This is a genomic window from Gilliamella intestini (assembly GCF_900094935.1).
Lineage (GTDB): Bacteria > Pseudomonadota > Gammaproteobacteria > Enterobacterales > Orbaceae > Gilliamella > Gilliamella intestini.
Window position 1 is genome coordinate 1 of the sequence record NZ_FMBA01000040.1, and the last position, 19302, is coordinate 19302.

The following is a 19302-nucleotide window of genomic DNA, read 5'->3' on the forward strand; positions in this document are numbered from 1 at the left end:
ATAATATATATTATGTTAAATAATGTATATTATTACGAACTTTTAAATCACCCTCATTTATCATAAGATATTTTTATTCAAATACTTTATTTCTTTGCCATAAATATAATCTCACTTCCAGGAAGTGGCATTTTTAAAATGTGTTTTTTTATTTTACCCCATACTTGCATTTCGCAAGCTTTACAATTGAACTTTAGCAATAATTCTTCATTATTTTGAATTAATTTCATTGGCGTAATTTTAGTTTTAACACCTTGAATTCCTTTTGCTTGTTTTGGACATAAATTAAACGCAAACCGTAAACAATGTTTGGTTATCATTAAGGGCGCATCTTCTTTAACTTCATGTGCTTCATAGGCACTTTCAATTAATTCAACTCCATGTTGTGTATAAAATTCTCTTGCTTTGTGATTATAAACATTTGCCAAAAAACTCAAATGATTTTCAGGATAAAACGAAACTGGGCTTTGTTCTGGTTTACGTTTTTGGCGACAATAACTTGTTAATCTTTTAGCTGTCAATTTATTAATAGTATCCCTTCGAAGCTGATTTAGTTGACTACTTGAAATAAAATAAATTTTTGATAAATTTAAATCAAAATCAGTAAGATAATATATAGTTTTTCCTAATTTAGATAAATTATCTCTAATATTTTTTAATGATTTATCTGGTTGTTCCGCAAGTTCGAATTCCCCATTAAGTTCTACCTTGACACAAACGCCCTCTTCGCTTTTTGCAATTAGCTCTATACCTTTTTCAATATTATATAGTTTAAATGACACACCAATTCTGCGATTACTTGATTCTTTCAATAAATTTTGTTGCCACACATGATCGAGATTTCGATTCACTCTATAAGGTAATTTAACTGAAAAAAGCGGCTTAGGAATTTCATTTGGATAAATTCGATATTGATTAGCCGAAAGTTTCTCCACCTTATCAGCTCTAAATCCAAAGATCTCTCGTTTTATTAGTACATTTAAGCCATCTCCATTAGTTAATATTTTCTCAGATTTAATATAGATAGTTTTAGGTGTAATTTGAGTTATCTCACCAATTTGCAAACCAATGAATTTAGGTGAATCGAATGCGCCTATATTGGATTTTCTTCCATGTACAAAATAATCTGTACTTCCTCGATGAAATGTTTGGTGAGGATCTGGTATAAAAAAGTGCTCAGTTCGGCCACTTGACGCTGATTGTAAATCAGGCGAATTTGACAAAATAGTATCTAATTTTTGACGATAAAAGGCTGTAATGTTTTTAACATAACTTAGATCTTTATAACGTCCTTCTATTTTAAAAGATCGTACACCTGCTTGAATTAATTCGTTCAAATTATCTGATTGGTTATTATCTTTCATTGATAATAAATGTTTTTCATAAGCAACAATGCGCCCTTGATCATCTTTTAAGGTAAAAGGAAGTCGACAAGCTTGGGAGCAATCTCCTCGATTTGCACTACGCCCTGTCTGTGCATGTGAGATATAACACTGTCCTGAAAATGCCACACAAAGCGCACCATGTATAAAAAATTCTATTTTTGCATCAATTTGCTCATGAATTTTAGCTATCTCAGTTAAATTAAGCTCACGAGCTAATACTATTTGTGAAAAACCAACATCAGATAAGAATTTGGCTTTTTCAGGTGTTCTTATATCCATTTGAGTGCTAGCATGTAAATCAATAGGAGGAATATCCATCCTCAAAATGCCCATATCTTGCACAATTAATGCATCAACACCTGCATCATAAAATTGCCATATAAGTTGTCTTGCTGGTTCAAGTTCATTATCGTGAAGAATGGTATTTAAGGTTACAAATACTTTTGCATAATAATGATGAGCAAATTCAACTAACTGGGCAATATCACTAACCGAATTACCAGCATTATGCCTAGCACCAAAATTTGGCCCGCCAATGTATACGGCATCTGCGCCATGTAAAATAGCCTGTTGTGCAATCTCAATATTTTTAGCGGGACTAAGCAATTCTAATTTATTATTGGTGACAAGATTTGACATTATAAACTCTTTGAAAATCTAACTAGTGAATAATTTGGTTTTTATTTTACAAGCATTATTATAAAATTAATAATACTTGTAAAAAACTTTCAGGAAAGTATGTGTTTGAATATAAATTTGATATAGATCATCTAGCCTTAGTTGCGATAAGTTTCATTCCTTAAAGCCTCTATACGTTTTTCTAATGGTGGATGAGACATAAACAATTCAGAAAATTTTACTTTTTTAGCTCCATTAATGCAGAATGCTAAGATTGAAGTATCTTCACTTGGTTCATGGCTAGTTTTTAGTTTTTCTAATGCAGCAATCATCTTTGTACTGCCTACTAATTTAGCCGAACCAGCATCAGCGTGAAATTCTCGATAACGAGAAAACCACATAGCTATAAGGCTTGCTAAAATACCAAATACGGTTTCAAAAACCATAACTATCAAGAAATAGGTTAACTGTGATAAACCACGATTACGATCATCCAATGCTTGAGCTACAACGGATGCTAACATTCTTGAAATAAAAATAACAAAAGTATTAAGAACTCCTTGTAATAAAGTCATTGTGACCATATCACCATTAGCAACATGACTCATTTCATGACCGATTACCGCTTCAGCTTCATCTTGAGTCATAGTATTTAATAAACCAGAACTTACAGCAACAAGAGAACTATTTTTAGTTGCGCCGGTTGCAAAAGCATTAACATCTTGAGCATGATAGATGGCAACATCTGGCATTTTTATATTAAGTTCAGTTGACAATCGACGAACAACATCAAGTAACCATTGTTCTTGACTATTACTAGGTTGACTAATGACTTGTCCTCCTACTGACCTCAAAGCCATTCTCTTAGATAATAGAAGAGATATAAGAGATCCTCCAAAACCGAAGATTGCTGCAAATATAAGTAATCCTAAAGTACTATGCGCATCAACGCCTAAAATACTTAGAATGATTCCAAATACAAACATAACGGCTAAGTTAGTTAGAATAAATAATCCAATTCGCATCATTATCTTCTCTCTTTATTTAAACTAATTTTCAAATGATTAAATTAAGTGAAATCGCAATATCTCGATTGTTAAACACGTATGATCGCAAAAATAATACATATATACAACTATCAATAGAAGTATATTTAATAATTATTTGAAATGTGCTCGTTTATTAAACAACAATATTAATAATATATGTTTATAAGTATAAGACATTTGATAATAAATTGATGAGGTGGGTGGAGACCCTATCAGCTGCATCCCACACACATATATTTTACTTTGGCTGCTTCCTTCCGGACCTGACCTAGTGAGCAAAAAAATGTTGCAAGAGAACCCATAGAGCCTCCATAGAGGCGAAAATATTATGCTTGAATTATTAATTTTTTACAACTACTTTTTAGCATAAAATAGTTGTTTGGCTTTTCTTTAGATGTTATATCAAAAGGAAAGCCATTATTTGAAATGATATTACGTAATTCAGAAATTAGATTACTAAATTTTTTTCAACACGCTCTCTGAATTTTATACCAGGTCTGAATGTAACAACTCTACGAGCTGAAATATCAACACTTTCACCTGTTTTTGGGTTTCTACCAGGGCGTGAATTTTTATCACGTACTGTAAAATTACCAAATCCAGATAGTTTAACTGGTTCCCCTTTTTCTAAAGCCACTCGAATCTCTTCAAAAAATAGCTCTACAAGGATTTTAGATTCTTGTCGATCAATATTAAATTTTTCGGCAAGATGATCTGCAATATCAGCTTTAGTTAATGTCATATTATTATTCTCTTAATAGGGCTTTAAAACGATTTTGTAAGGCAGTAATGCATTTGCTTACAATGTTAGTTATGTCTTCTTCTTCAAGCGTACGTGATTTATCTTGTAAAATCAAACTAATAGCAATACTTTTTTGATTTTCTTTGATATTTTCACCTTGATACACATCAAAAAGAGTAACTTTAATAAGTTGCTCACCACCCGCTTTTTTACACTCTAAAATAATATCCGCTGCTGGTATTGTATTTGAAACAATAATAGCTATATCACGTTTATTTGACGGATACTTGGATACATCTTGAGCTACAGGTACCTCTTTTTCACTAATTTTAGCTAAATTTATTTCAAAAACAAGCGTTTTACTATTTAAAGACAATTTTTTTTCAATTTCTGGATGCAAGACTCCTAAATGACCTAGTAACTCATCATTTAAATAAATCGCTGCGCTTTGTCCTGGATGTAAAGCTGAGAGTTCAGATTTTTTAAACTGTATTTGATCACCACACCCTAAAAGAGAAAAAATTGACTCAAGATCACCTTTAAGATCATAAAAATCTACATTCTTTTTAGGAAGTTGCCAGTGTTCTTCGTATAAATTACCAGTAACAATACCAGCTAACATTAACTCCTGACGTACACCAAATTCACAATTTTCATCAGGAATAAAACACAATCCAGTTTCAAATAATCGGGCACGCGTTTGTTGACGATTTTGGTTATATAGTATCACATCTAATAACCCAGACCAAAGCGATAAACGCATAACTGACATTTCACTTGAAATCGGGTTAGGCAATTTAATTTCTGGATGTTCAGGATATAATATTTGCTGAACTTTTGGATTAACAAAGCTATATGTCACCGCTTCTTGATACCCTCTATCGACCAATAAATCCTTTACTCTACGTAATGGGATTTGACTTTCTGGTTTTGGTTTCATTACTGATTCAATTTTTAAATTGGTATTTGGAATATTGTTATATCCGTAAATACGGGCAATTTCTTCAACTAAATCTTCTTCAATTTGCAAATCAAAACGCCAACTCGGTGATTTTACAATCCAAACATTGTCTTTATATTCAACTTCACAACCGAGTCTAATTAAAATATCAGTGATCTTTTGTGTTTCGATTGTATAACCAATAATACGATCAATTTTATTACGTCGCAATTGGATAGTTGCTTGTGCAGGAAGTTCAGCTTCATGTGTCACATCAATAACTGGGCCTGCTTCTCCGCCACAAATATCAATTAATAATTGGCTTGCTCGTTCCATTGCGGTAAATTGTAAAAAAGGATCAACTCCTCGTTCATAGCGGTGTGATGCTTCTGTATGTAAACCGTATTCACGTGCTTTACCTGTTATAACTAATGGGTTGAAGAATGCTGCTTCAAGAAATACATCTTTGGTTGTTTGTGTTACACCAGATTTTTCACCACCCATAATCCCCGCTAGCGCTAAGATTTTTTTGTGATCAGCAATTACTAAAGTTTTATCATTAAGTTTAACTTCATTACCATTAAGTAAAGTCAGTTTTTCATCTTTGTTTGCATAACGAACAATTATGCCCTTTTCAATCTGCGATAAATCAAATGCATGCATTGGATGGCCAATTTCTAATAATACAAAATTAGTTATATCAACAACGGCATCGATTGAACGAATTCCACCACGACGCAATTTTTCTTTCATCCATAGTGGCGTTTGAGCATTAACATTAATATTTTTAATTACCCTACCCAAATAGCGAGGTGATGCTGTGGGTTCATCTATTTTTATTGATACTGTGTCGGAAATTGTTGCCTGTACACTGTTAACTTTAAGTGCTTGCATTGGAATATTGTTAACTGCAGAAATATCTCTAGCAATACCAACAATACCAAAACAATCCGCACGGTTTGGTGTTACACTAATATCAATTATTACATCATTAAGATTTAAATATTCGCGAATATCCATACCTAAAGGTGCATCATCAGGTAATTCAATAATTCCATTATGATCATCAGAAATACCCAACTCGGAATAAGAACAAAGCATCCCTTCTGAAGGTTCTCCTCGCAGTTTAGCTGCTTTAATTTTAAAATCACCAGGTAATATAGCTCCGACTGTAGCACAAGCAACAGTTAATCCTTGACGGCAATTTGGTGCTCCACAGACAATATCAAGTAATTCTGGTTTACCTATATCAACTTTTGTAACACGTAATTTATCTGCATTTGGATGTTGCATACATTCAACAACTTTACCAACAACCACACCAGAAAAATCACCAGCAACCTTTTCAATATCATCAACTTCTAAACCAGCCATTGTTAATTGATCGGCTAGCGTTTCGCTACTAATTTCTGGATTGATCCATTCACGTAGCCAACTTTCACTAAATTTCATGCTTTGATCTCCAGAATCAATTAAATTGTTTTAAAAAGCGTAAATCATTTTCAAAGAAAGAACGTAAATCAGTGACACCGTAACGTAACATGGTTAATCGTTCTATCCCCATACCAAATGCAAAACCGCTATATACATCAGGATCGATACCAACATTACGTAATACATTAGGGTGAACCATTCCACAACCTAATACTTCTAACCATTTACCATTTTTAGCTTTAATATCAACTTCGGCTGAAGGTTCAGTAAATGGGAAATAGCCTGGTCTAAAACGAATTTCCATATCATCTTCAAAAAAGCAATGTAGAAAATCGTGTAATAACCCTTTTAAATGAGTAAAGCTGATATCTTTATCAACAAGCAGCCCCTCCATTTGGTGGAACATTGGTGTGTGAGTTTGATCGTAATCATTACGGTAAGTCCGCCCTGGAGCAATAATTCGAATCGGTGGTTTTTGATTTTCCATTGTACGAATTTGTACGGTTGAGGTTTGTGTTCTTAATAATCGTTTTGCATCAAACCAAAATGTATCGTGATCAGCACGAGCTGGATGATGAGCAGGAATATTTAATGCATCAAAATTATGGTAATCGTCTTCAATTTCTGGGCCTGTTTCAACAACAAACCCTAATTCACCAAAAAAATCGACTAAGCGATTGATTGTTTTAGTAACGGGATGCAATCCACCTAATTCAAGAGTTTTACCTGGTAAAGTAATATCTATTGTTTCATTAGCTAATTTTGCATCAAGAGCCTGACGCTCTAAAAAATTGCGCTTTTGATTTAATATTTCAACGACTTTTTGTTTTGCGTCATTGATTTTTTGACCGACAGCTGGGCGCTCATCAGCAGGAACATCACGTAATGAGGCCATATGCATTGTAAAATGGCCTTTTTTACCAAAATATTCTACTCGAATTTGTTCGATCATATTAATGTCATTAGCACTTTCAATAGCGGATTTGGCTTTATTTACCAGTTCAACTAATTGAGACATACAGTTCTCCTGCTTATTGTTCATTATATAAAAAAAGCCTCTTTTTGAGGCTTTTATAATCATTTTTTGTTTTTTCTTTGCCTCACGAATTAGTATTACTAAAGAAGCCAAAAAAGAAACAAAAAACAACTAAATTCATAATTAAATTACTCTTTATGATAAAAATCAAAAATTAAAATAATAAAAGCCGAGATAACTCGGCTCTCATAAATATTATAGTGCAGCCTTAGCTTTTTCAACTAATGCAGCAAATGCATTTTTATCAAATACTGCAATATCAGCTAAGATCTTACGATCAATTTCAATTGACGCTTTCTTTAAACCATTGATAAATCGGCTATAAGAAAGACCGCATTGACGAGCTGCAGCATTGATACGAACAATCCATAATTGACGGAATTGACGTTTACGTTGACGACGGTCACGGTAAGCATACTGCCCAGCTTTGATTACAGCTTGGAAAGCAACACGATACACACGTGAACGAGCACCATAATAACCTTTTGCTTGTTTTAAAATTTTCTTGTGACGTGCACGAGCAATAACACCACGTTTAACACGAGCCATAAACTATATCCTCTAAATAATTAACCAATAAATTAAGCGTATGGAACACACGCAGTAACTAAACCTAAATCGCCTTTTGACACAGTTGTCAAACCACGTAAATGACGTTTACGTTTGGTTGATTTTTTAGTTAAGATATGACTCTTGTTAGCTTGCTTATGCTTAAAGCCACCAGAAGCTGTTTTTTTAAAGCGCTTTGCTGCGCCTCTTACAGTTTTAATTTTAGGCATTTTATTAATTTCCACTTCGCATTGTTAATAAAAATAAAATAATGGTGTAACTTTCAATAAATCAAAAATTAGCTTGTAAAACCATTATTTCTTCTTCGGCGCTAGCACCATAATCATTTGTCGACCTTCAATCTTAGTTGGATAAGATTCAATAATCGCCAAATCAGCTAAATCCTTTTTAATACGATCAAGCATTTCAGTACCTAGCTGTTGGTGAGCCATTTCACGTCCACGGAAACGTAGTGTGACTTTGGCCTTATCGCCATCTTCAAGAAAGCGTATCAGGCTGCGGAGTTTTACCTGATAGTCGCCTTCGTCTGTACCAGGACGGAACTTAATTTCCTTAACCTGAACAACTTTTTGCTTCTTCTTTTGTTCTTTTGTTGCTTTACTCTTTTCATAGAGGAATTTGCCATAATCCATAATTCGACAAACAGGTGGTTCTGCATTAGGACTTATTTCAACTAAATCTAAAGTTGCTTCTTCAGCTTGTTTTAAAGCCTCATCTAAGCTTACTATACCAAGTTGCTCACCATCGGTACCGGTTAACCTTACCTCACGAGCCGTAATTTCATCATTGATTTTATGTGCTCGTGTTGACTGAATTCGTTTACTGACTTTAATATCTCATTCCTCCAAATTAATTTATCATTAATTCATTTGTTCTAATGAACGACTATGAATTTCGTTAAGCAACAATTCTATAACATGTTTCACATCAAAGCTACCAAGATCTTTACCTTGGCGAGTTCGAACTGAAATTGTTCTTGATTCCACTTCTTTGTCTCCACAGACAAACATATAGGGAACACGTTTTAGAGTATGCTCACGGATTTTAAACCCTATTTTCTCATTTCTCAAGTCTGCTTTTGCTCTAATTCCAGCTTTTTGCAATTGTTCGGTTAATTGTTTAGCATACTCAGCCTGATTATCAGTAATATTTATTACGGCAACTTGTAGTGGAGCTAACCAAGTAGGGAAAAATCCTGCACAGTTTTCAGTCAAAATACCCATAAAGCGCTCCATAGAACCTAAAATAGCTCTATGAATCATAACAGGGACATGACGTTCATTATCTTCACCTACATAAGTCGCATCTAAACGTTCAGGTAGCATAAAATCAAGCTGAACTGTACCACATTGCCATGCTCTACCTAAACAGTCATGAAGGGTAAACTCGATTTTTGGACCATAAAAAGCGCCTTCACCTGGTAAATATTCAAATTCAATGCCATTTTCTGTTAAACATTCAGCTAAATCTTTTTCAGCAAGATCCCAAGTTTCATCCTTACCAATTCGTTTTTCAGGACGGGTTGATAACTTAACAGTAATATCATTAAAACCGAAAGTACTATAAGTATCATAAACCATTTTGATACAGCTATTTACTTCACTGCGAATTTGATCTTCAGTACAAAAGATATGTGCATCATCTTGTGTAAAACCTCGAACGCGCATCAAACCATGTAAAGATCCTGAAGGTTCATTACGATGGCAACTACCAAATTCCGCCATACGTAATGGTAAATCACGATAAGATTTTAAGCCTTGATTAAAAATTTGTACGTGTCCTGGACAGTTCATTGGTTTAATACAATATTCACGATTTTCAGAAGAAGTAACAAACATTAACTCTTTATAATTACCCCAGTGACCTGTTTTTTCCCACAAAACACGATCCATCATAAATGGACCTTTTACTTCTTGATAATCGTATTCTTTCAATTTCGTGCGAACAAAAACCTCAAGTTCACGAAAGATAATCCAACCATCATTATGCCAAAACACCATACCAGGCGCCTCTTCTTGCATATGATAAAGATCTAGTTGCTTGCCGATTTTACGATGATCTCGTTTAGCCGCTTCTTCTAAAAATTGTAAATAGCTATCAAGTTGTTTTTTATCTGCCCATGCAGTTCCATAAATACGTTGTAACATTTTATTATCACTGTTACCACGCCAATAAGCACCAGCTACTTTTTGTAATTTAAAATGATGACAAAAACGCATATTTGGCACATGCGGCCCTCGACACATATCAATATACTCTTCATGATGATAAAGTGCTGGTGTTGCATCTTTAGAGATATTTTCATCTAAAATTGCAATTTTATAAGGTTCATGACGATTCCAAAAAGTTTCTCTAGCTTGTTCCCAATTAACGACTTCCTTTTTTACATCGTAGTTTTTCTTTGCAAGCTCAAGCATACGTTTTTCTAATGCATCAATATCTTCCTGTGTTAATGAATGTTCTAAATCAACATCATAATAAAAGCCATTATCAATAGTTGGACCAATAGCCATTTGTGTATTAGGCCATAGTTGTTTAATTGCATGCCCCAATAAATGTGCACAAGAATGACGAATAATTTCGAGTCCATCTTCATCTTTAGCTGTAATGATAGCTAATGTTGCATCTTCAGTAATGACATCACTGGCATCTTTACGCTCACCATTTACACGCCCAGCTATACAAGCTTTAGCAAGACCTGCTCCAATACTTTGAGCAACTTCTAAAACAGTAACGGGTTTATCAAATTGACGTTGACTTCCGTCAGGAAGAGTAATTATTGGCATAATAAATCCTTAAACAGTGGTGCGCCACACGAAAGCGCACTTGCATACATAAAAAATAGACCAAATATACTATCACTTATCATCAAGATTTTAAATAAAAAAATCATTTTCATACCGTTCTAAATAAATTCAGAAACATAAACTAAAATACATAGTTACTTGAAACATTTTACAAATATAGAAATTACTCACGTTACTTATATTATTTAAGAAACGCCTAAGTTAGTAACGCAATTTTCTACCTAAGTTTTATCTTTTCATGAGTTATTTACACAATTGTTCTCTTTTAGATTATATTTCTTGTAAAAAATATTCAGGAGTCTATACCGTTTGGAGATAAAAAAAGAAAAAAAAGAGTAACATGCATATTTAATTGAGATGTGGCATAATCAGCAAATATTTAGCAACTCAAAAAATATAAAGCAAAAGCTCAAGGTTATAATATACGTAAAGCACATAAAGCCGTTTTTGGTAAAACATCTTATGCGTTTTTAGTGGATTATTTTAGCCATGAACGAATCTTGAGCAGATTGTTTTTTTATACGGATTAATAAGATATAACTACTATGAATATTTGGATTGATGCAGATGCATGCCCTGCCCCAATTAAAGAGATTTTATATCGAGCAGCAAATCGCAAAGCAATTAATACCACATTGGTTGCTAATCAGCGGCTAACTATCCCTTTTTCGCCTTATATTAAGGCTTTACAAGTAGAGAAAGGGTTTGATATTGCTGATAATAAAATTATTGAGTTAGTCAAAACAAATGATTTAGTTATTACATCTGACATCCCACTTGCTGCAGATGTTTTAAATAAAGGTGCTTTTGTGCTTACTCCGCGAGGGGAAAAATATACACTTGATACAATTAAAGAACGATTAACTATACGAGATTTCATGGAAACCATGCGTGCCAGCGGAGTACAGTCTAAAGGACCTGCTACATTTAGCAGTAAAGACCGAGAAAAATTTGCAAACCAACTTGATATATTACTTAATCAAATATCCAAAAAAGTTTAACTATTTTATTAAACTTTTTTTAAAATTAACAAAACTAAATTTTTAAAAATAACTCTCTGCTTTTAAAAGGTTTTGAGCCAACATAAGGCTTTAACGCCATTCGGGTAAAACGCTTAGCTGCTTTTAGTGTTTCTTCATTATTAAATTGACGTTTTCCTAAAGCTAAAACTTGTTCACCTGTAAAACTAGTGCTATTTTGTAATAAACTACTCATAAACCCTTTTTCTGATTGATATTGATAATGCATCGATTTAACAATGTCATCGCCAGTTATACAGCAGTGAAAAAAATCAACGTGATATCCTAAATTTTCTAATAATGATAATTCAAATGTACGCAATACATTTTCAGCGGGTATTTGCTGAGCTAATTGTTGTAGACTTTTTAAATAATCATCAAAAAGAGTGGGGATTTCAGTCTCTGCAACTAAAACCCGATGCAATAACTCATTTAAATAAAATGCACTATATAAGAAAACAGAAACCAACGGCAACGCAAGAGACATAGCCTCAACTTTCCGCAATGTTTTAATGTTCCCTTGTCCTGAGTATTGCACAATAAGTGGAGTAAAAGGTTGCAACATACCTTTCAGTGAAGAACTTTTACGTCTAACCCCTTTTGCCAAAACAGTAACTTTGCCTATATTTTCAACAAACAGATCGGCCAGTAAACTGCTTTCTGTATAAGAACGAGTATGTAATATAAATGCTCTTTGCCAATTTTCCATCCATAATGCCTTTTAATTACATCACTATTTTTTGATTAATAATTGTATTTGACTAAAATTTAAATCATTTTATAAAATTTTCACCTGAAATTTGACTAAAGATCCGATATAATCAATGCAAACAATAGGATTATAGGATAAATAAAAGACAAACTATGGAACTTTTTTCAATAATTTTACTTCTAGTGTTAATTGTATCACTTTCTGGTGTCGTTGTTAAAATGTTACCAATACAAATTCCACTACCTCTAATGCAAATATTATTAGGTTGCATGCTGGCTGCCTTTGGTGTTTATGTAGAATTTGACCCTAAACTATTTCTTGTTTTATTTATTCCTCCTTTACTTTTTGCTGATGGACGCAAAACCTCGGTAAAGGATTTCATCTATAATGGTAGAGAAATTGTTGGATTGGCTTTAGTATTAGTTGTTATCTCCATTATTGCATTAGGCTATATTCTTCATTGGATATTGCCAAAAGTTGAATTAGCGGCAGGATTAGCTTTAGCGGCTGTACTATCGCCAACTGATGCCGTAGCATTAAGTGGTATTGTGGGTAAAGGTCGTATCGAAAAAGAAAAGATGGAAATCATTGAAGGCGAAGCTTTAATGAATGATGCATCTGGTCTTGTTTCATTAAATTTTGCCATTGCAATCGCGGCTGGTTTATTACAGTTTGATCTATTACAAATTAGTGTTACATTTTTTGTTGTTGCGATTGGTGGGTTAGCTATTGGTGTTGTATTTACTTGGCTATATGCTCGTATCTTACGTAAAATAAATCAACTGACTCACAATGATCCTGCAATTCAAATTGTATTATTATTCTTGCTTCCATTTGCGGCTTATATTATTGCTGAAGAATGTCACTGCTCAGGTATTTTAGCAGCAGTAAGTGCTGGCATGACCGTAAACCATTCAGGCATGATGCGAAACGCTCCATTAACTACACGTTTACAATCAGATAGTACGTGGTCAATGTTAACCTTTGTGTTTAATGGATTTGTATTTGTTTTATTAGGTATTCAACTACCAAGCATTTTTAATAATACTTTTGTAGAAAACCAAATTGATACCTCAATTGAGGTATGGCAACTATGTTTAATTGTTTTATTCGTTTTTGCTGTATTAATGGGGACACGCTTTGCTTGGCTATGGGCAATGAAGCACATGCCAACAATGCCATTTGGAAGCAAACGACCTCTTGCATTTAAATCCTATTCTAATCGAGACCTACTTATATCAACATTTGCGGGGGTTCGCGGTGCTATTACTTTAGCAGGTGTATTATCTATTCCAATGACAATTGCCGGTCGATACCAACTTGTTTTTATTGCAACAGGTATTATTTTAATCTCGTTAATTGTAGCAGTAATTGTCTTACCTATTTTATTACGAGGTAGTGTTATTTTAGATAATTCAGAACAAGATAATGAAATATTGACAGTAAAAGGTCATATGGCCGAAGAGGCAATTATTAGTTTGGAAAAAATGCAAAATAATTTGCTACAAGAAACAGCTGAAGACAGAATGGATCAAGAAATTATTCATGAAGTCGGATCACGTGTTATTGGTTCATTACGTCGTAGAACTGGCCTTAAAGATTTAGAGCAAAAAGCACTTGAAGCAGAAAACTTAGAAAGACGTATGCGTTTAGTTGCTATAGGAGCAGAACGAACAGCCCTTTTACAAATGAAAGTTCGTAATGAAGTTAGTGAAGAGGTTTTTGAACATTTAAATACTGACTTAGATATTTATGAAAAAATGATTTCTGGAGATGTATAAATGATAGAAAATCATCAGTTTCTAGGCAAGATACATTCAGCATTTGTAGATAAAGCCCCACAAGCATTGGGGCTTACCTTACGTTGTGTTCCATTTAACTTGAAAAAACAGGTTATTGAGCAGTTATTGCAATTACAATTTAAACATTCTCTGGAAGATGGCGATCTTGATTTTTTAGAAAATCGCTGGCTTAAAATAGAAGTTACCGATCTAGGACTTATCTGGTTTGTTAGCTTGATCAACTATAAATTGGTTGTGAGTCGAGAAGAGATTCCCGATGTAAGTTTTACTGGTAATGCTAATGATTTAATTATGATAGCAACCAGACGACAAGATCCTGACACCCTATTTTTTCAACGTCGCTTAATTGTTGAAGGCGATACTGAATTAGGTCTTTACGTTAAAAATTTAATGGATTCAATTGAATTAGATACCATGCCTAAATTTTTAAGACTAACGCTTGAAAAGCTTGCAAACATCATTGAAAGTGCACCAACTAATTAAGTTTATTTTGTCCACTTTATCTTAAGAAGAATATAATCACTCTTGTTGTCATTAGGGCCGTAAGGCTAACAATAAAATGATTTAGCCAAATCAGGAACTTTATATATAAGCACCTTATCTTTTACATATGATAAGGTGTTAGTTTTTTTATGCATTTTTATTATTGTATTTTCTTAAGTTATTTAAAAAATCTCACTTCGCCTTGGCAATTTGTGCTTTTAGCATGGCTAATCGGCTTTGTCCTTGTTGCATTTTCTTTTCGGGTGATAATTCGTTACGTTGATCTTGCCATACTAAATCATCTTGAGGCAGTTCTAATAAAAAACGGCTAGGTTCGGTATATATTGTTTCACCAAATTGTTTACGTTGCCGACTAAATGAAAAAGTTAATTCTTGCTGTGCGCGAGTAATACCAACATAAGCGAGGCGGCGCTCTTCTTCAATATTATCTTCATCAATACTGTTTTGGTGTGGTAATAAACCTTCAGACATACCAACTAAATAGACGTAAGGAAATTCTAATCCTTTAGATGCATGCAGCGTCATAAGCTGAACTTGATCTAGCTCTTCTTCTGTTTCGTTACGTTCTAACATATCACGCAAGGTAAACCTTGCCACCGTTTGTTCAAGGGTCATACTTTCATCAATATCATCACCTTGCAACATGTCATTTAACCAGCCAACGAGCTGCTCGACATTACGCATACGCATTTCACCTGATTTTGGGGAGGTTGAAGTTTCATAAATCCAACTTTCATAATTGATGCCATGCAACAGTTCATGAATTGCGTGCATTGGTTCGCTGTGTGATTTTTGAATTAGTGTATCAAACCAATGGATAAACGTATGCAGCGTTTCCATCCGTTTACCTGAAAGTAATTCAGTTAAGCCCATGTCGTGGCTAGCTTGGTATAAGCTAACACCACGATGATTTGCCCATTCACCTAGTTTTTGAACAGTTGCAGGACCTATTTCACGTTTTGGCGTGTTGATAATACGAATAAATGCATTGTCATCATCAGGATTAGTCAATAAGCGCAAATATGCCATTAAATCTTTAATTTCTATGCGAGAAAAAAATGAAGTTCCACCCGATACTCGATACGGTATGCGATATTGCATTAACATTTTCTCAATGAGACGTGCTTGGTGATTGCCTCGATACAATATAGCGTATTGACCATATTGGCTATTATTAGCAAATCGGTGACCCACTAAGTCATTAACAACTTTTTCAGTTTCCTGCTCTTCACTATCAGCTGAAATAACTCTTAATGCCTCACCATAACCATGTTCTGAAAACAGTTTTTTTTCAAAAATATGTGGATTATTTTCAATTAAAATATTAGCAACTTTTAAAATTCGTCCCGAAGAACGGTAGTTTTGTTCAAGTTTTATGACTTCTAAATTGGGAAAATCTTGTTTTAGTAATACTAAATTTTGCGGTCTTGCCCCTCGCCATGAGTAAATGGATTGATCATCATCACCAACAACTGTAAATTTGGCTCGATTACCAACTAGCAATTTAATAAACTCGTACTGACTTGTATTAGTATCTTGATATTCATCAACCAATAAATAACGAATTTTATTTTGCCACTTATCACGCACTTCCTCATTATTTTTAAGTAAAAGTGTAGGAAGTAAAATAAGATCATCAAAATCGAGAATACTACATGCTTTTAACTGTTTTTCATAAAGCTGATAACAATGAGCAAATAGTTTTTCTTTATTTGTTTGCGCTCTTGCCATCGCAATCGTTGAATCAACAATATCATTTTTCCAATTAGAAATTGTCGAACGTAATTGATTAATCAGCTCTTTATCACCTTCTAACCATTGATGAGTTAACTCTTTGAGTAATGCGATTTGATCATGATCATCAAATAACGAAAAGTTGGACTTAATACCTAAATGCTTATATTCTCGGCGAACAATATCCAAGCCGAGTGTATGAAAGGTTGAAATTTTAAGGCCTCTCGCCTCTTGTTTACTAAGAGATTGCGCTATGCGTTCTTTCATTTCACGTGCAGCTTTATTCGTAAACGTAACCGCAACAATATGGCGTGGTAAATACTCTTTAACGCGAATTAAATAGGCAATTTTGTTAATAATAACACGAGTTTTTCCAGAGCCTGCTCCTGCTAAAACAAGGCAAGGACCTGAAACATATTCGACAGCTTTTTGTTGACTTGAATTTAAACGCACAAAATAAAACCATTAGAAAAATTGTGGGCTAGTATATAACGATATACTAGCAGTGCGCAATTATCGTTATTTAAGTAAAGACTATTACAAGTAAAAGTAATTGTTATTTTATCAATTATTATCGGATGAACGTTAAGGCCTGTTCAACCACCTCTATTCCCACACCTTTTTTATGAGCATTTTCACTCAGATAACGTCGCCATTGTCTTGCACCTTTAAATCCATTAAATAACCCTAAAGTATGGCGCATAATGTGATTTAGCTGTGCTCCTTGCGTTAATTGTTGCTCAATATAAGGATAAAGTGCTCGAATTGCGGATTTAGGTTCAATGGTTGGGGTATCTAATCCAAAAATTTGTGAATCAATTAGAGTTAGTAAAAGCGGATTTTGATAAGCTTCACGCCCTACCATCACACCATCAACGTGCTGTAGGTGATGTTTTATTTGATCAATGGTTTTAATGCCTCCATTAATCGCTATTGTTAAATTGGGATAATCTTGTTTGAGTTTATAAACACGATCATAGTTTAGCGGAGGCACTTCTCGATTTTCCTTTGGACTTAATCCCGATAACCAAGCTTTACGAGCATGCACAATAAACGTACTAGTATAAGGCATCACAGTTTCGATAAAGTGACATAAAAAAGCATAACTATCAAAATCATCAATGCCGATTCTTGTTTTTACCGTTACAGGAATATCAACCTGGGCTTGCATCTGCTCAACGCAGTCTGCCACTAAATTTGCATTACCCATTAAACAAGCACCAAACATACCATTTTGTACCCGATCTGATGGGCAACCGACGTTTAAGTTGATTTCATCATAACCACGTTCTTGCGCTAATTTTGCACATTGTGCCAATGCTTTGGGATCGCTACCGCCAAGTTGTAAACTAACAGGATGTTCTTCATGATTGAAATCTAAATAATCACCTTTTCCAAATAAAATTGCACCTGTTGTCACCATTTCGGTATAAAGTAAAGTTTGTTTGGTTAATACACGATGAAAATAACGACAATGTTTATCCGTCCAATCAAGCATAGGAGCGATAGAAAATTTGTTTTTTGTTGAATTCATTGATACACCAATGTTTATAACTATTTTTATTGATTATTTCAGAAATATTATTTTTGCTTATTTTTACCTATTTTGATATATTTTTTCATCATCAGGATCCCGCACAGGCTCCCACGTTGATAGGACAAAATAATTTAGGGTAAACAATTTATGGCTCATTATATCATAGAGAAACGTATTCGTGCAGACGGAACACCTCGATATCGTTGTACCGTTGTAATAAAAGAAAAAACCAAGGTTATTTATCGTGAGTCAAAGACATTTAGCAAACAACAAATAGCAAAAACATGGGGAACAAACCAAGCATCGAAAATAGAGCAATTCGGGATCCCACAAAAAAACGATATAACAAAATTAACATTAGGGAATCTTTTAGATAAATACTTATCTGATCCAAATCTTGGTGAAAAAGCAGGACGAACAAAACGATATGTTATTCAAATGATTATCAATAGTGACATTGCAAATATAAAATTATCTGATCTAAAAACGCATCACATAATTGAACACTGCAGGGCTAGAGCAGCCTCAGGAACCAAACCAGCTACTATCAACCATGATATAAGCTATATTGGTTCTATTCTTGAAGTTGCGCGGCCTATTTATGGAATAAATATTGATAAAACAGTTGTAGAGGATGCTAGACCGTTATTAATACAGATGAATTTAATCGGAAAAAGCCAACGCAGAGCAAGACGACCAATAAGTGATGAATTAAATCGTATTGTTGAAAAACTACAAGAACGGCAGTCACATAAATATTCAAAAATTCCTTTTGTCGATATTTTGAATTTTTCAATATTGTCATGTATGCGAATAGGTGAAATATGTTCTCTAAAATGGGATGATGTAGATTATAAACAAAAAGCAGTACTAGTTAGAAACAGAAAAGATCCTAGAAAAAAAATAGGAAATCATATGTTTGTACCCTTGTTAGGCGAAGCGTGGACTATTTTACAATCACAACCTAAAAACAACGAGTTAATATTCCCTTATAATTCAAGATCTGTAACTGCAGGTTTTCAGCGAGTTAGAAATAAACTTGGTATTATTGATTTAAGGTATCATGACATGAGGCGAGAAGGAGCTAGTCGATTATTAGAACAGGGTTTTGCAATAGAAGAAGTGGCTCAAGTGACAGGACATAGAAATTTACAAACGCTCTGGAATATTTATATTAGTTTATTCCCAAATTCATTACATGCTAAATTTAACAAATTAAAAGAAAAAGAAAGCTAGTTTTCTTTCGCTTTAATAATGAAATCACGGGCGAATGCTACATTATCTGTAGTAGCTCAAACTTAATCTGACAGACACATATTACTCATCGGCTTTCATTTTAACAAAATGCGTGTCCGATGAGCAAAATAAATTCTCCAATTGCTTTTCCTTAACCAACCCCTTTGCATCATTCCA

The 19302-nt window shown here is 33.9% G+C and carries 16 protein-coding genes and 1 other RNA gene; 4 read left to right on the top strand and 13 right to left on the bottom strand.

All coding sequences use genetic code 11. The features are described 5' to 3' along the window. Positions 1–86 precede the first annotated feature (86 nt). The 10 genes from GA0061080_RS09350 to thrS all read right to left on the bottom strand — a co-directional run bounded on the left by GA0061080_RS09350 (position 87) and on the right by thrS (position 10560). Positions 87–2024, bottom strand: a complete 1938-nt coding sequence (locus GA0061080_RS09350; RefSeq protein WP_091124611.1) for a peptidase U32 family protein — start codon at positions 2022–2024, stop codon at positions 87–89. 137 nt (positions 2025–2161) lie between these two features. After that, on the bottom strand, positions 2162–3031 hold the full coding sequence (gene htpX, locus GA0061080_RS09355; protein WP_091124615.1) for a protease HtpX: 870 nt from the start codon (positions 3029–3031) through the stop codon (positions 2162–2164). 228 nt (positions 3032–3259) lie between these two features. Further along, positions 3260–3355, bottom strand: an RNA gene (gene ffs / locus GA0061080_RS09360) — signal recognition particle sRNA small type. 145 nt (positions 3356–3500) lie between these two features. Then, complete coding sequence (locus GA0061080_RS09365; RefSeq protein ID WP_091124618.1) at positions 3501–3794, bottom strand: integration host factor subunit alpha; 294 nt, start codon at positions 3792–3794, stop codon at positions 3501–3503. A gap of 4 nt (positions 3795–3798) precedes the next feature. Beyond that, positions 3799–6186: a phenylalanine--tRNA ligase subunit beta gene (gene pheT / locus GA0061080_RS09370; protein ID WP_091124621.1), complete on the bottom strand. Its 2388-nt coding sequence runs from the start codon at positions 6184–6186 to the stop codon at positions 3799–3801. Between the two features lie 16 nt (positions 6187–6202). Next, a complete protein-coding gene (pheS, locus tag GA0061080_RS09375) occupies positions 6203–7186 on the bottom strand; it encodes a phenylalanine--tRNA ligase subunit alpha (RefSeq protein WP_091124625.1) in 984 nt (327 codons plus the stop codon). Between the two features lie 213 nt (positions 7187–7399). Beyond that, positions 7400–7753 carry a 50S ribosomal protein L20 gene (rplT, locus tag GA0061080_RS09380; protein ID WP_024496189.1) on the bottom strand — a complete coding sequence of 118 codons (354 nt, stop codon included), beginning with the start codon at positions 7751–7753 and terminating at the stop codon, positions 7400–7402. A gap of 32 nt (positions 7754–7785) precedes the next feature. Beyond that, positions 7786–7983, bottom strand: coding sequence for a 50S ribosomal protein L35 (rpmI, locus tag GA0061080_RS09385; protein ID WP_025315575.1), 198 nt, complete (start codon positions 7981–7983; stop codon positions 7786–7788). 84 nt (positions 7984–8067) lie between these two features. Further along, positions 8068–8607: a translation initiation factor IF-3 gene (gene infC / locus GA0061080_RS09390; RefSeq protein ID WP_091124629.1), complete on the bottom strand. Its 540-nt coding sequence runs from the start codon at positions 8605–8607 to the stop codon at positions 8068–8070. Between the two features lie 27 nt (positions 8608–8634). Then, positions 8635–10560 (bottom strand): threonine--tRNA ligase, encoded by a 1926-nt coding sequence (thrS, locus tag GA0061080_RS09395; protein ID WP_091124633.1) that lies wholly within the window; start codon positions 10558–10560, stop codon positions 8635–8637. Positions 10561–11126: 566 nt separating this feature from the next. Between thrS and GA0061080_RS09400 the strand changes: the two genes are divergently transcribed. Beyond that, entirely contained in the window at positions 11127–11582 is a 456-nt protein-coding gene (locus GA0061080_RS09400) for a YaiI/YqxD family protein (protein ID WP_065635857.1), read from the top strand. Between the two features lie 34 nt (positions 11583–11616). Here GA0061080_RS09400 and recO read toward each other — a convergent pair whose 3' ends face one another. Further along, on the bottom strand, positions 11617–12309 hold the full coding sequence (recO, locus tag GA0061080_RS09405; protein WP_091124636.1) for a DNA repair protein RecO: 693 nt from the start codon (positions 12307–12309) through the stop codon (positions 11617–11619). Positions 12310–12464: 155 nt separating this feature from the next. Here recO and GA0061080_RS09410 point away from each other — a divergent pair, with 155 nt between their 5' ends. Further along, positions 12465–14093 (top strand): Na+/H+ antiporter, encoded by a 1629-nt coding sequence (locus GA0061080_RS09410; RefSeq protein ID WP_065635859.1) that lies wholly within the window; start codon positions 12465–12467, stop codon positions 14091–14093. After that, positions 14094–14597, top strand: a complete 504-nt coding sequence (ubiT, locus tag GA0061080_RS09415; RefSeq protein WP_091124640.1) for a ubiquinone anaerobic biosynthesis accessory factor UbiT — start codon at positions 14094–14096, stop codon at positions 14595–14597. Positions 14598–14789: 192 nt separating this feature from the next. Here the strand turns inward: ubiT and rep are convergent, their stop codons facing one another. Next, on the bottom strand, positions 14790–16805 hold the full coding sequence (gene rep, locus GA0061080_RS09420; RefSeq protein ID WP_091124644.1) for a DNA helicase Rep: 2016 nt from the start codon (positions 16803–16805) through the stop codon (positions 14790–14792). Between the two features lie 118 nt (positions 16806–16923). Then, positions 16924–17886 carry a tRNA dihydrouridine(20/20a) synthase DusA gene (gene dusA / locus GA0061080_RS09425; RefSeq protein ID WP_091124649.1) on the bottom strand — a complete coding sequence of 321 codons (963 nt, stop codon included), beginning with the start codon at positions 17884–17886 and terminating at the stop codon, positions 16924–16926. A 150-nt stretch (positions 17887–18036) separates the two neighbouring features. On the opposite strand from dusA, the gene GA0061080_RS09430 reads away from it, so the two are divergent. Beyond that, entirely contained in the window at positions 18037–19125 is a 1089-nt protein-coding gene (locus GA0061080_RS09430) for a site-specific integrase (protein WP_091124652.1), read from the top strand. The last annotated feature ends 177 nt before the right edge of the window (positions 19126–19302 follow it).